Below are 13515 nucleotides of genomic sequence, written 5' to 3' on the forward strand. Positions count from 1 at the left end.
GTTGGGGTCTGCGCTACGCCGCCGGGCGCGCGCTGGCGGACGTCGCATGCACGACGCCCGCTGCCTGCATCTGCTGCCATGCGTGCGCGAGCGACCCGTTCAGGTCGATCGCGCGGCACGCATCGTTGATCACCGCGGCTTCGAAACCGGCCGCGCGCGCATCGAGCGCCGACCACGCGACGCAATAGTCGGTCGCGAGCCCGCAGCACCACACGCGCTTCGCGCCGAGTTCGCGCAGATAGCCCGCGAGCCCCGTGCGCGTCGTGCGGTCGGCTTCGACGAACGCGGAATAGCTGTCGACCTGCGCGTCGCCCCCCTTGCGGATCACGAGCCGCGCATGCGGGATGTCGAGGTCGCGATGCAGCGCCGCGCCGTCGGTGTCCTGCACGCAGTGCACGGGCCACAGCACCTGCTCGCCGTACGGCAGCGCGAGCGTCGAGAACGGCTCGCGGCCCGGATGGTTCGCCGCGAACGACACGTGCTCGCGCGGGTGCCAGTCCTGCGTGAGCACGACCTGGTCGAAGCGTTGCGCGAGCGCGTTGATCACGGGCACGACCGCATCGCCGTCGGGCACCGCGAGCGCGCCGCCCGGCATGAAGTCGTATTGCACGTCGATCACGAGCAGGACGTCGTCGGTGCGTTTCATTGCGTGTCTCCAGACAGGATCGGTCGCGCAGCGATGCGGCGGCGTCAGCCGTTGAACCCGCGGCCGGCCTTCGCCCGTTCCGCGATCGACGGCGCGAGCTGCCATGCGTCACCGTTCGGCGCGGCCGCATAGCGGCGAATCGCGCGCTCGACGTTGTAGAGGCCGACCATGTCCGCGTACAGCATCGGGCCGCCGCGCCACAGCGGGAAGCCATACCCGGTCAGGTAGACCATGTCGATATCGGACGCCTTCGACGCGATCTTCTCTTCGAGGATCTTCGCGCCTTCGTTGACGAGCGCGAACACCAGCCGCTCGACGATCTCGTCGTCGCCGATCTTGCGCCGCTCGACGCCGCGCTCCTTCGAGTACGCGACGACCATCTCGTCGACGAGCGACGACGGCTTCGCCTTGCGGTCGCCCGGCACGTAGTCGTACCAGCCGGCGCCCGTCTTCTGGCCGAAGCGGCCCTGTTCGCACAGGCGGTCGGCGATCTTCGAATAGTGCAGATCGGGCTGCTCGACGTAACGGCGCTTGCGGATCGCCCAGCCGATGTCGTTGCCGGCGAGGTCGCTCATCCGGAACGGCCCCATCGCGAAGCCGAACTTCTCGATCGCGCGATCGACCTGCGCGGGCAGCGCGCCTTCCTCGAGCATGAACAGCGCCTGGCGGATGTACTGCTCGATCATCCGGTTGCCGATGAAGCCGTCGCACACGCCCGACACGACCGCCGTCTTGCGGATCTTCTTCGCCACCGCCATCACGGTCGCGAGCACATCCTTCGCGGTCTGCGCGCCGCGCACGACCTCGAGCAGCTTCATCACGTTCGCCGGGCTGAAGAAGTGCATGCCGACGACGTCCTGCGGGCGCTTCGTGAACGCCGCGATCTTGTCGACGTCGAGCGTCGACGTGTTCGACGCGAGGATCGCGCCCGGCTTCGCGACTTCGTCGAGCTTCTTGAACACCTGCTCCTTCACGCCGAGTTCCTCGAACACCGCTTCGACGATCAGGTCGGCGTCCTTCAGGTCGTCGTAGGACAGCGTCGGCGTGATCAGCGCGATGCGTGCGTCGAGCTTCTCCTGCGTGAGCCTGCCCTTCTTCACCTGCGCGTCGTAGTTCTTGCGGATCGTCGCGAGGCCGCGCTCGAGCGCATCCTGCTTCGTCTCGAGCAGCGTGACCGGCAGCCCCGCGTTGATGAAGTTCATCGCGATCCCGCCGCCCATCGTGCCCGCGCCGATCACGCCGACCCGGCGGATCTCGCGCAGCGGCGTATCGGCCGGCACGTCGGGAATCTTGCTCGCCGCCCGTTCGCCGAAGAACGCATGGCGCAGCGCGCGGCTTTCCGGCGTCATCATCAGCGCGACGAAACCCTCGCGCTCGGCGATGCTGCCTTTGTCGAAGCCGTTCAGCACGCCGGCCTCGATCGCGTCGATGCACTTGTGCGGCGCGGGGAAATTCGGCGCGGCGGCCCGCGCGGAATTGCGCGCGAACTGGATGAAGCCCGCCGCGTTCTCGTGGACGATCTTGCGATCGCGGACGCGCGGATGCGGGCCGTTCTGCGCGCCGACCTTGCGCGCGAACGCGACGGCCGCGTCGAGCAGGTCGCCGTCGGCCATTTCGTCGAACAGCCCGCTCGTCGCGAGTTGCTCCGACGGCACCGGCGCGCCCGACACGATCATGTTCAGCGCGGTTTCGAGGCCGACCGCGCGCGGCAGGCGTTGCGTGCCGCCCGCGCCCGGCAGCAGCCCGAGCTTCACTTCGGGCAGTGCGACCTGCGCGCCGGGCGCGGCGATGCGGTAGTGCGCGCCGAGCGCAAGCTCCAGCCCGCCGCCCATCACGACGCTGTGCAGCGCCGCGACGACCGGCTTCGCGCTTGCCTCCACCGCGCGGATCACGGTGTGCAGCGTCGGCTCCTGCAGCGCCTTCGGCGTATTGAATTCGGTGATGTCGGCGCCACCCGAGAACGCGCGACCCGCGCCGGTCAGCACGATGGCCGTGACCGACGGCTCCTGCGCGGCGCGATCGAGCGCGTCCATGACGCCCTGGCGGGTCGACAGGCCGAGCCCGTTGACGGGCGGATTGTTGAGCGTGATGACGGCCACGCCGTCGCGAGTCGAGTAATCCACTGCCATCTGCCTGCCTCCATGCATCGCGCGCCGGATTGGCTGCGCTTCATTGTGCGCGGTCGAACGGCCGCATGTCCGAATGAACGCAGGCAGCATACAACGAAAAAGCACGGTCGTTCAATTTGAATTTCGCTCCCGATCCGGGGACGGATCGGGGGATCGCATCGGGACCGAATCGCGGGCCGGCGGCGGCCCGGACGCGAAGGCTTACGGCGCGCACACCGCCGTCGGCAACACGTAATCGCGGAACGTCTCGCGCAGCTTCAGCTTCTGCAGCTTGCCGGTCGCGGTGTGCGGCAGCGATTCGACGAACACGACGTCGTCGGGAATCCACCATTTCGCGACCTTGCCCTCGTAGAACGCGAGCAGCGCGTCGCGGCTCAGGTTCGCGCCTTCGCGCGGCACCACGACGAGCAGCGGCCGCTCGGTCCATTTCGGGTGCGCGCACGCGATGCACGCGGCTTCGGCCACCCCGGGATGCGCGATCGCGACGTTCTCGATGTCGATCGAGCTGATCCACTCGCCGCCCGACTTGATCACGTCCTTGCTGCGGTCGGTAATCTGCAGGAAGCCGTCGGGGTCGATCGTCGCGACGTCGCCGGTCGGGAACCAGCCGTCCGCCAGCGGCGACGCATCGCCGCGAAAGTAGTGGTCGATCACCCACGGCCCGCGCACCTGCAGTTCGCCGAACGCGACGCCGTCCCACGGCAGCTCGCGGCCGTCGTCGCCGACGATCCGCATGTCGACGCCGCAGATCACGCGCCCCTGCTTCTCGAGCAGCCGGCGCTGCGCGTCGAGCGGCCGCTGCGACTGCGCCCAGTTGAGCTTCGCGAGCGTGCCGAGCGGCGACAGTTCGGTCATTCCCCATGCATGGATCACGCGCACGCCGTATTCGTCCTCGAACGTGCGCAGCATCGCGGGCGGGCACGCGGAGCCGCCGATCACCGTGCGGTTCAGCGTCGAGAAACGCACGCCGGCCTCGCGCATGTAGTTCAGCAGGCCGAGCCACACGGTCGGCACGCCTGCGGAAAACGTCACGCGCTCGGCCTCCATCAGCTCGTACAGCGATTTCCCGTCGAGATCCTTGCCGGGCAGCACCAGCTTGCCGCCGGTGAGCGGCACCGCGTACGGCAGCCCCCATGCGTTGACGTGGAACATCGGCACGACGGGCAGCACGGCGTCCATCGCGGACAGGTTCATCGCGTCGGGCAGCGCGGCGCCGTATGCATGCAGCACGGTCGAGCGATGCGAATACAGCACGCCCTTCGGGTTGCCGGTCGTGCCCGACGTGTAGCAGAGCCCCGATGCCTGCTGCTCGTCGAGGCGCGGCCAGTCGTAGCGGCCGTCCTCGGCTTCGACGAGCGTTTCGTAGCAGAGGAACGGCGTCGCGCCGGACGGCAGGTGCGCGGCGTCCGTCATCGCGATCCAGCCCTTCACGTGCGGGCATTGCGGCGCGATCGCATCGACGAGCGGCGCGAAATTGATGTCGAAGAAGACGTAGCGGTCTTCCGCGTGATTGACGATGTACGCGATCTGTTCGGGAAACAGGCGCGGGTTGATCGTATGGCACACGGCGCCCATCCCGCCGATCCCGTAATACGCTTCCAGATGCCGGTAGCCGTTCCACGCCAGCGTGCCCACGCGGTCGCCGGTTGCGACGCCGAGCCGCGCGAGCGCCTGCGCCAGTTGCTTCGCGCGGCGTTCGCAATCGCGATACGTGTAGCGATGCAGGTCGCCTTCGACGCGCTTCGACACGATTTCCGTGTCGCCCGCATGCCGCGCGGCATGCGCGATCAGCGACGACACCAGCAGCGGCACATCCATCATCTGGCCCAGCAACGGCTTACCCATCGTCTTGTTCTCCGTGAGGATGCGAATCGGTGACCCGCCTGGCGGCCGTTTCCATCCGGAAGCAGCCCGCATGCGCGCCCGTCAGCGGCCCGGACGGGCGTGGCGCACGATGCGCGGGCCGCCATGCGGGCGGCGCGACGCCGCCTTACAATATCGGCTTACCCAGAGGCGCTCAACATGTCGTTTTCCCGAAGCGCAGCCGATGCGGCTGACACTCTCCCCGACCTCGCCGCGACGCTCGGCGCGCCCGCCGAACGCGCGTTCGTCACGCTCGGCGACGCGTTTCATACGCGGCTGCCGGCCGCGCCGCTGGCCGCGCCGTACGTCGTCGGCTTTTCCGACGAAGTCGCGCAGCTGCTCGACCTACCGCCCGCGATCGCCGCGCAGCCCGGCTTCGCCGAGCTGTTCGCCGGCAACCCGACGCGCGACTGGCCCCCGCACGCGATGCCGTACGCGTCGGTCTATTCCGGCCATCAGTTCGGCGTGTGGGCCGGCCAGCTCGGCGACGGCCGCGCGCTGACGATCGGCGAGTTGCCCGGCGCCGACGGCCGGCGCTACGAACTGCAGCTCAAGGGCGGCGGCCGCACGCCGTATTCGCGGATGGGCGACGGCCGCGCGGTGCTGCGCTCGTCGATCCGCGAATTCCTGTGCTCGGAAGCGATGCATCACCTCGGCATCCCGACCACGCGCGCGCTGACGGTGATCGGCTCCGACCAGCCGGTGGTGCGCGAGGAGATCGAGACGGCGGCCGTCGTCACGCGCGTGTCGGAAAGCTTCGTGCGCTTCGGCCACTTCGAGCACTTCTTCTCGAACGATCGCCCCGACCTGCTGCGCCAGCTGGCCGATCACGTGATCGACCGCTTCTATCCGGCCTGCCGCGACGCGGACGATCCGTACCTCGCGCTGCTCGAGGCCGCGACGCTGCGCACGGCCGACCTCGTCGCGCAATGGCAGGCGGTCGGCTTCTGCCACGGCGTGATGAACACCGACAACATGTCGATCCTCGGCGTGACGATCGACTACGGTCCGTTCGGCTTCGTCGATGCATTCGACGCGAACTACATCTGCAACCACTCGGACACCAACGGCCGCTATGCGTACCGGATGCAGCCGCGCATCGCGCACTGGAACTGCTATTGCCTCGCGCAGGCGCTGCTGCCGCTGATCGGGCTGCAGCACGGCATCGCCGACGACGACGCGCGCGCCGAGCGCGCGGTGGACGACGCCCAGGCCGTGCTCGCGAAGTTTCCGGAGCGCTTCGGCCCCGCGCTCGAACGCGCGATGCGCGCGAAGCTCGGCCTCGAACTCGAACGCGACGGCGACGCCGAGCTCGCGAACAAGCTGCTCGAGACGATGCATGCGAGCCACGCGGATTTCACGCTGACGTTCCGCCGGCTCGCGCAGATCTCGAAGCACGACGCGAGCCGCGACGCGCCCGTGCGCGACCTCTTCATCGACCGTGAAGCATTCGACGCATGGGCGAACCTCTACCGCGCGCGGCTGTCCGAGGAAACGCGCGACGACGCGGCTCGCGCGGTTGCAATGAACCGCGCGAACCCCAAATACGTGCTTCGCAACCATCTGGCCGAAGTTGCGATCCGGCGCGCGAAGGAAAAGGATTTTTCGGAAGTCGAGCGGCTCGCGCGGATCCTGCGTCGCCCGTTCGACGAACAACCGGAGCATGAAGCGTACGCGGCGTTGCCGCCCGACTGGGCCGGCACGCTCGAAGTGAGCTGCTCGTCCTGAGCCCGCAACCCGCGCATCTCGACCGACCGATCAGGAGAACCCCCATGTCCCACGATTCCGACGACAAGACCTTCCCGTACCAGAAGGACGACGCCGAGCTGCGCCGCCGGCTCACGCCGATGCAGTACGAGGTCACGCAGCACGCGGCGACCGAGCGCGCGTTCACCGGCGAATACACCGACACCGAGGATGCCGGCATCTACAAGTGCGTCGTCTGCAGCACGCCGCTGTTCGAATCCGGCGCCAAGTTCCATTCGGGCTGCGGCTGGCCCAGCTACTTCAAGCCGCTCAACGGCGAGGTGATCGACGAGAAGGTCGACTACTCGCACGGGATGGTGCGCGTCGAGGTGCGCTGCAACCACTGCGGCGCGCATCTGGGCCACGTGTTCGAGGACGGCCCGCGCGACCAGACCGGTTTGCGGTACTGCATCAATTCGGCTGCGTTAAACTTCGAGTCCCGACCCGAAAACGAATGAGCGGCGCCGGGCGGATCTGCCGGGCGGCCAGCCGCGGGCCGGCCGCCCCGCTCCGCGACGGCGATGCCTGGCGGGTCCCTACAACGGTGACAGGCCGCACATGCGGCCTGTCACGCAGCTGCGAGCGCCATGAAATTCCTGTTCGATCTGTTTCCGATCATCCTGTTTTTTGTCGCCTTCAAGGTCTGGGGCATCTTTACCGCCACCGCCGTCGCGATCGTCGCGACGCTGGCCCAGGTCGCCTGGGTCGCCTTCCGGCACCGGAAGGTCGACACGATGCTGTGGGTCAGCCTCGGCGTGATCGTCGTGTTCGGCGGCGCCACCCTCGTCCTGCATGACGAGAAATTCATTCAATGGAAACCGACTGTGCTGTACTGGCTGTTTGCGATCGGGTTGCTCGCCGCGCGTTATGCGTTCAGCAAGAACCTGATCGAGAAGATGATGGGCAAGCAGCTCACGCTGCCGCACCCCGTGTGGGACAAGCTGAACGCCGCCTGGGCGCTGTTCTTCGCGGTGCTCGGCGTCGCGAACCTGTACGTGGTGCACAACTTCACCGAATCGCAATGGGTGAACTTCAAGCTGTTCGGTACGACGGGCGCGATGGTCGTGTTCATCATCCTGCAGAGCCTGTGGCTCACGAAATACCTGAAGGACGAGTGACATGAGCGACGCCTTTCTCCACGCCTCCGCCGACGAACGCATCGCGCTGATCGAAGCGCGCCTCACCGCGTCGCTCGCGCCGCTGTCGCTCACCGTGCGCGACGACAGCGCGCAGCACGCGGGCCATGCGGGCGCGGCCGCCGGCGGCCATTTCACGGTCACGATCGTCTCGTCCGCGTTCGCGGGCAAGCCGCGCGTCGCGCGGCACCGGCTGGTGTATGATGCGCTCGCTGATGCGATGCAGCGCGGCATTCACGCGCTCGCGATCGTGGCTTACACGCCCGAAGAATTCAACGAATCTTCAATCTAGTCTCATTAGGAATTCCCGATGATCCTGAAATCCCCCCGCCTGTGGGTCGCGGCGGCTGCTTTTGCAGCGGCACCGGCATTTGCCCAGAACATCGCCGTCGTCAACGGCACGCCGATTCCGAAATCGCGCGCCGACGCGATGGTCGCGCAGCTCGTCCAGCAAGGCCAGACCGACGGTCCGCAACTGCAGCAGGCCGTGCGCCAGGAACTCGTGAACCGCGAAATCCTGATGCAGGAAGCGATTCGCGAAGGCATCCCGAACCGTCCGGACGTGAAGGCGCAAGTCGCCGTCGCGCAGCAGACCGTCGTGCTGCGCTCGATGATCGAGAGCTTCCTGAAGAAGAACCAGCCGACCGACGCCGAAGTGAAGGCGCGCTACGACGAACTCGTCAAGGGCGTGGGCGGCAACCGCGAGTACCACCTGCACCACATCCTCGTCGAGAGCGAGCAGCAGGCGAAGGACCTGATCGCGAAGATCAAGGGTGGCGCGAAGTTCGAGGATCTCGCGAAGCAATACTCGAAGGATCCGGGTTCGGGCAAGAACGGCGGCGATCTCGACTGGTCCGACCCGAAGGCGTACGTGCCGGAATTCGCGGCGGCCGCGCAGAAGCTGCAGAAAGGCCAGATGACCGACGCGCCGGTGAAGACGCAGTTCGGCTGGCACATCATCCGCGTCGACGACATCCGCGACATCGCGCCGCCGCCGTTCGACCAGGTGAAGGCGCAGATCGCGCAGCAGCTCGTGCAGCAGAAGCTGCAGGCGTTCGAGGAAGGTCTGCGCCAGCAGGCGAAGATCCAGTAACGCCGGCGCGCGTCGTACGCGCATCGACAAGCCGCTCTTCGGAGCGGCTTTTTCTTTTGGCGCGCACGAAACAGATATACCGCGACGCGATGGTGCGCGGCGCGCCGTGCAATAAAAAACCGCTCCGGAGAGCGGCTTTTCCACGCCAGGTGCCGCCCGCGGCATGCGCTACGCGGCGGGATGGAACACGTCGTGATAACGCACGTCGCCCGCCGGCAGCGGAGCCGATTCGTCGAACGACAGCGCGAGAAAATACTCGGCCGGCACGCCCGGAAACACGATGTCGCCGTGCGGTTCGAACCCGAAACGCGTGTAATACGCGGGCTCGCCGAGCACCACGCAGCCGCGCGCGCCGAGCCGACGCAACGCGTCGAGCCCCGTGCGCACGAGCCCGGCGCCGATGCTCTGCCGCTGGCAATCGGGCCGCACCGCGAGCGGCGCGAGCCCGTACCACTGCTGGCTGCCGGCCGGCTCGCCGCCGATCGCGACCGGCGAGAACGCGACGTGCCCGACGATACGTCCGTCGCACTCCGCGACGAGCGATACGCTCAGCGCACCGTCCGCACGCAGCGTGCCGACGATGCGCTGCTCGAACGCCCCGCCTTGCGGCTCGCCCGCGAACGCCGCGCGGATCACGCGGCCAATCGCGTCGGCCTCGCTCGCCCGCGCGTCACGCAGCGTGACGACCTCGACCGATGCGTTGGGGTCGAACATCATCCCGATCAGCCGATCCAGCGGCGCGCGTTGCGGAACACACGCAGCCACGGACTCGCTTCACCCCAGCCTTCCGGGTGCCAGCTCATCGTGACCGTGCGATGCACGCGCTCCATGTGCGGCATCAGCACCGAGAAGCGGCCGTCGGCCGTCGTCACCGACGTGATGCCGGCCGGCGACCCGTTCGGGTTGAACGGATAGCGCTCGGTCGCTTCGCCGCGGTGGTCGACGTAACGCATCGCGACCGCGACGCGATCGATGTCGCCCTGCTGCGAGAAGTCCGCATAGCCTTCGCCGTGCGCGACCGCGACCGGAATCCGCGAGCCTTCCATCCCCGCGAAGAAGATCGACGGCGACTTCTCCACTTCGACGAACGAGAAGCGCGCCTCGAACTGCTCGGACTTGTTGCGCGTGAACTTCGGCCACGCTTCCGCCCCGGGGATCATCGACGCGATGCTCGACAGCATCTGGCAGCCGTTGCAGATACCGAGTGCGAACGTATCGGGACGCGCGAAGAACGCCGAGAACATGTCGGCGAGATTCGCGTTGAAGCGGATCGTCTTCGCCCAGCCCTCTCCCGCGCCCAGCACGTCGCCGTACGAGAAACCGCCGCATGCGACCGCGCCCGCGAAATCGGCCAGCGACGCGCGGCCCGCGAGCAGGTCGCTCATGTGCACGTCGTGTGCATCGAAGCCGGCGCGGTCGAACGCGTAAGCCGTTTCCAGATGCGAGTTCACGCCCTGCTCGCGCAGGATCGCGACGCGCGGCCGTGCGCCCGTCGCGATGAACGGCGCGGCGATGTCGTCGGCCGGGTCGAACGTCAGCACCGGCGAGATGCCCGGGTCGGCCGCGTCGAGCAGCGCGTCGTATTCGGCATCCGCGCACGCCGGGTTGTCGCGCAGGCGCGCGATGCGCCAGCTCACTTCGCTCCATGCGCGATGCAGTTCGGTGCGCGGTGCGTCGAAGATCTTCTTCGCGTCGCGGTACACCTCGATCACGTCGCGATCGTTGACCGAGCCGATCACGTGCGAGCACGTCGACAAGCCGAACTCGCGCAGCGCGCCGAGCACCGCGTCGCGGTCGGACGCGCGCACCTGCACGACGGCGCCGAGCTCTTCGGAGAACAGCGCGCGCAGCGTGCGGTCGTCGCGCAGGCCGCTCGTCTGCTTCGCCCAGTCCTTCGCGTCGCCGTAGTCGGATTCGTGGTTCGGGTCGAGCGTCAGCATGTCGACGTTCAGCGACACGCCCGCATGGCCCGCGAACGCCATTTCGCATACCGTCGCCCACAGGCCGCCGTCCGAGCGGTCGTGGTACGCGAGCAGCTTGTCTTGCGCATTGAGCGACTGGATCGCGTTGAAGAAGCGCTTCAGGTCTTCCGCGTCGTCGACGTCCGGCGTCGTGTCGCCGACCTGCTGCGTGACCTGCGCGAAGATGCTGCCGCCCATGCGGTTCTTGCCGCGGCCGAGATCGATCGCGATCAGCACCGTGTCGCCCGCGTCGGCCACGCGGCGCAGTTGCGGCGTGAGATGACGGCGCACGTCCTCGACCGGCGCGAACGCCGAGATGATCAATGACACCGGCGACACGACTTCCTTCGCGACGCCCTGCTCATCCCACTTCGTCTTCATCGACAGCGAGTCCTTGCCGACCGGGATGCCGATCCCGAGCGCCGGGCACAGCTCCATGCCGATCGCCTTGACCGTGTCGAACAGCGCGGCGTCCTCGCCGGCCGTGCCGCACGCGGCCATCCAGTTCGCCGACAGCTTCAGCTTGTCGAGCGACGCGATCGGCGCGCTCGCGATGTTCGTGATCGCTTCGCCGACGGCCATGCGACCCGACGCCGGCGCGTCGATCACCGCGAGCGGCGTGCGCTCGGCCATCGTCATCGCCTCGCCCTTGAAACCGGCATAGTCGAGCGCGGTGATCGCGCAGTCGGCCACCGGCACCTGCCACGGGCCGACCATCTGGTCGCGCACCGACGTACCGCCGACCGAACGGTCGCCGATCGTGATCAGGAACGACTTGCTGCCGACCGTCGGGTGCTTCAGCACGTCGAGCGCGACGGCCGACAGCGCGATGCCCGTCACGTCGACCGGCGCACGCTCGGTCGTCACACGCGCGACGTCGCGGTGCATGCGCGGCGGCTTGCCGAGCAGCACTTCCATCGGCATGTCGACCGGGTATTCGTCCGCGCCCGTCGCTTCGTCGTCGACGAGCTTCAGCTCGCGTTCGTCGGTCGCGACACCGACTACCGCGAACGGGCAGCGCTCGCGCGCGCAGATCGCCTCGAAGCGCGGCAGGTCGGCCGGCGCGATCGCCAGCACGTAGCGCTCCTGCGCTTCGTTCGACCAGATTTCGCGCGGCGACAGGCCCGATTCCTCGAGCGCGACCTTGCGCAGTTCGAAGCGCGCGCCCTTGCCCGCGCCGTCGACGATTTCGGGGAACGCGTTCGACAGACCGCCCGCGCCGACGTCGTGGATGCTCAGGATCGGGTTTTCCGCGCCGAGCTGCCAGCAGCCGTTGATCACTTCCTGCGCGCGACGCTCGATTTCCGGGTTGCCGCGCTGCACCGAGTCGAAGTCGAGTTCGGCGGTGTTCGCGCCGGTCGCCATCGAGCTCGCGGCGCCGCCGCCCATGCCGATCCGCATGCCGGGGCCGCCGATCTGGATCAGCAGCGAGCCGGCCGGCACGTCGTGCTTGTGCGTGTGCTGATCCGCGATGTTGCCGAGGCCGCCCGCGATCATGATCGGCTTGTGATAGCCGTGCACCGTGCCGCCGACGTTCTGCTCGTACACGCGGAAGTAGCCGCCGAGGTTCGGGCGGCCGAATTCGTTGTTGAACGCGGCGCCGCCCAGCGGGCCATCGATCATGATCTGCAGCGGCGACGCGATGCGGTCCGGACGGCCGTACGGGCCGTGCACTTCGTTCGGATTGCGCTCGGCGACCGGCTGCGCGGCGTCGCGCGCGTTTTCCCACGGCTGGCGCGCATCGGGCAGGTCGAGGTTCGACACGGTGAAGCCCGTGAGGCCGGCCTTCGGACGCGCGCCGCGGCCCGTCGCGCCTTCGTCGCGGATCTCGCCGCCCGCGCCGGTCGCCGCCCCCGGGAACGGCGAGATCGCCGTCGGATGGTTGTGCGTCTCGACCTTCATCAGCGTGTGCGTGAGTTCGGTGTGGCGGCCGTAGCGCTCGCCCGGCTCGCCGGCCGCACCGGCCTTGCGCGGGAACCAGCGCTCGGCTTCGGCGCCGACCATGATCGACGAGTTGTCCGAATACGCGACGATCGTGCCCTGCGGGCTCAGCTTCTCGGTGTTGCGGATCATCGCGAACAGCGACATGTCCTGCGCTTCGCCGTCGATCGTCCACTGCGCGTTGAAGATCTTGTGGCGGCAGTGTTCGCTGTTGGCCTGCGCGAACATCATCAGTTCGACGTCGGTCGGGTTGCGTTCGAGCTTGCGGAACGCGTCGACCAGATAGTCGATCTCGTCGTCGGCGAGCGCGAGGCCCAGCTCGACGTTCGCGCGCTCCAGCGCGCCGCGGCCGACGCCCAATACGTCGACGGTCGACAGCGGCTTGGCCGGCAGTTCGTCGAACAGGTGTTTCGCATCGTCGCGCGCCGCGACCACGCTTTCGGTCATCCGGTCATGCAGCGCGGCCGCGACGGCCGCGCGCGCGTCGTCTGACAGCGCCTTCTTGCCGCCGAGCAGGCCCGACTTCAGCGTGACCGTGAATTCGACGCCGCGCTCGATGCGGCGCACCTGCGTGAGGCCGCAGTGCTGCGCGATGTCGGTCGCCTTGCTCGCCCACGGCGAAACCGTGCCGAAGCGCGGCAGCACGATGAAGGTCTCGGTCGCGCCCTTCTCGCCCGCCGGCTGGAACGGCGCGCCGTAGTGCATCAGCGCATCGATGCGCGCGCTGTCGTCGGCCGACAGCGGCTCGGCCGCATTGACGAAGTGCAGGAACTGGCCGCGCACCGCGACGATGTTGGCGTCGATTTGCCTGAGCGTGTCGAGCAGACGGGTTTGACGGAAATCGGAGAGGGCCGAAGCGCCGGGAAAACACGAGAAGTGAGCCATGGGCTGGACTGACGTCGATGAGTCGCGCGGGGTGGCGACGTGGGGCGAAAGGAAGGCCGTAATTATACCCGGAAGTCGGCCGCCCAAGACCGGCCAATCGGTAGTCCGGCTGCAC

The 13515-nt window shown here is 68.1% G+C and carries 10 protein-coding genes; 5 read left to right on the forward strand and 5 right to left on the reverse strand.

The features are described from left to right. Nucleotides 1-13: 13 nt before the first annotated feature. The 3 genes from pncA to KR541_RS09745 form a co-directional block, all read right to left on the reverse strand. The gene (pncA, locus tag KR541_RS09735) at nt 14-646 is read right to left on the reverse strand and encodes a bifunctional nicotinamidase/pyrazinamidase (protein ID WP_050013267.1); all 633 of its coding nucleotides are present in this window, start codon (nt 644-646) and stop codon (nt 14-16) included. Between the two features lie 44 nt (nt 647-690). Then, a complete protein-coding gene (locus KR541_RS09740) occupies nt 691-2775 on the reverse strand; it encodes a 3-hydroxyacyl-CoA dehydrogenase NAD-binding domain-containing protein (protein WP_089488660.1) in 2085 nt (694 codons plus the stop codon). A gap of 201 nt (nt 2776-2976) precedes the next feature. Continuing rightward, complete coding sequence (locus KR541_RS09745) at nt 2977-4620, reverse strand: 3-(methylthio)propionyl-CoA ligase (RefSeq protein WP_050013269.1); 1644 nt, start codon at nt 4618-4620, stop codon at nt 2977-2979. A 177-nt stretch (nt 4621-4797) separates the two neighbouring features. Here KR541_RS09745 and KR541_RS09750 point away from each other — a divergent pair, with 177 nt between their 5' ends. From KR541_RS09750 to KR541_RS09770, 5 genes are all read left to right on the forward strand, one after another. After that, the gene (locus KR541_RS09750) at nt 4798-6366 is read left to right on the forward strand and encodes a protein adenylyltransferase SelO (protein WP_050013270.1); all 1569 of its coding nucleotides are present in this window, start codon (nt 4798-4800) and stop codon (nt 6364-6366) included. A gap of 44 nt (nt 6367-6410) precedes the next feature. Continuing rightward, on the forward strand, nt 6411-6842 hold the full coding sequence (msrB, locus tag KR541_RS09755; protein WP_050013271.1) for a peptide-methionine (R)-S-oxide reductase MsrB: 432 nt from the start codon (nt 6411-6413) through the stop codon (nt 6840-6842). Nucleotides 6843-6971: 129 nt separating this feature from the next. After that, nucleotides 6972-7502, forward strand: coding sequence for a septation protein A (locus KR541_RS09760; protein ID WP_050013272.1), 531 nt, complete (start codon nt 6972-6974; stop codon nt 7500-7502). A 1-nt stretch (nt 7503) separates the two neighbouring features. After that, the gene (locus KR541_RS09765; RefSeq protein ID WP_050013273.1) at nt 7504-7812 is read left to right on the forward strand and encodes a BolA family protein; all 309 of its coding nucleotides are present in this window, start codon (nt 7504-7506) and stop codon (nt 7810-7812) included. An 18-nt stretch (nt 7813-7830) separates the two neighbouring features. Then, nucleotides 7831-8613 (forward strand): peptidylprolyl isomerase, encoded by a 783-nt coding sequence (locus KR541_RS09770; RefSeq protein WP_050013274.1) that lies wholly within the window; start codon nt 7831-7833, stop codon nt 8611-8613. Between the two features lie 168 nt (nt 8614-8781). Here the strand turns inward: KR541_RS09770 and KR541_RS09775 are convergent, their stop codons facing one another. Then, nucleotides 8782-9330 carry a GNAT family N-acetyltransferase gene (locus tag KR541_RS09775; protein ID WP_216089523.1) on the reverse strand — a complete coding sequence of 183 codons (549 nt, stop codon included), beginning with the start codon at nt 9328-9330 and terminating at the stop codon, nt 8782-8784. Between the two features lie 5 nt (nt 9331-9335). Beyond that, nucleotides 9336-13400, reverse strand: a complete 4065-nt coding sequence (gene purL, locus KR541_RS09780; RefSeq protein WP_050013275.1) for a phosphoribosylformylglycinamidine synthase — start codon at nt 13398-13400, stop codon at nt 9336-9338. Nucleotides 13401-13515: the final 115 nt, after the last annotated feature.

Source organism: Burkholderia sola, assembly GCF_905400185.1.
GTDB classification, from domain to species: domain Bacteria; phylum Pseudomonadota; class Gammaproteobacteria; order Burkholderiales; family Burkholderiaceae; genus Burkholderia; species Burkholderia sola.

Excerpts from the sequence above, each read along its gene's own strand:
- KR541_RS09745 (WP_050013269.1), bottom strand. The coding sequence starts at position 4,620 with ATGGGTAAGCCGTTGCTGGGCCAGATGATGGATGTGCCGCTGCTGGTG.
- KR541_RS09760 (WP_050013272.1), top strand. The coding sequence starts at position 6,972 with ATGAAATTCCTGTTCGATCTGTTTCCGATCATCCTGTTTTTTGTCGCC.
- msrB (WP_050013271.1), top strand. The coding sequence starts at position 6,411 with ATGTCCCACGATTCCGACGACAAGACCTTCCCGTACCAGAAGGACGAC.
- KR541_RS09775 (WP_216089523.1), bottom strand. The coding sequence starts at position 9,330 with ATGATGTTCGACCCCAACGCATCGGTCGAGGTCGTCACGCTGCGTGAC.
- KR541_RS09770 (WP_050013274.1), top strand. The coding sequence starts at position 7,831 with ATGATCCTGAAATCCCCCCGCCTGTGGGTCGCGGCGGCTGCTTTTGCA.
- purL (WP_050013275.1), bottom strand. The coding sequence starts at position 13,400 with ATGGCTCACTTCTCGTGTTTTCCCGGCGCTTCGGCCCTCTCCGATTTC.
- pncA (WP_050013267.1), bottom strand. The coding sequence starts at position 646 with ATGAAACGCACCGACGACGTCCTGCTCGTGATCGACGTGCAATACGAC.
- KR541_RS09740 (WP_089488660.1), bottom strand. The coding sequence starts at position 2,775 with ATGGCAGTGGATTACTCGACTCGCGACGGCGTGGCCGTCATCACGCTC.
- KR541_RS09765 (WP_050013273.1), top strand. The coding sequence starts at position 7,504 with ATGAGCGACGCCTTTCTCCACGCCTCCGCCGACGAACGCATCGCGCTG.
- KR541_RS09750 (WP_050013270.1), top strand. The coding sequence starts at position 4,798 with ATGTCGTTTTCCCGAAGCGCAGCCGATGCGGCTGACACTCTCCCCGAC.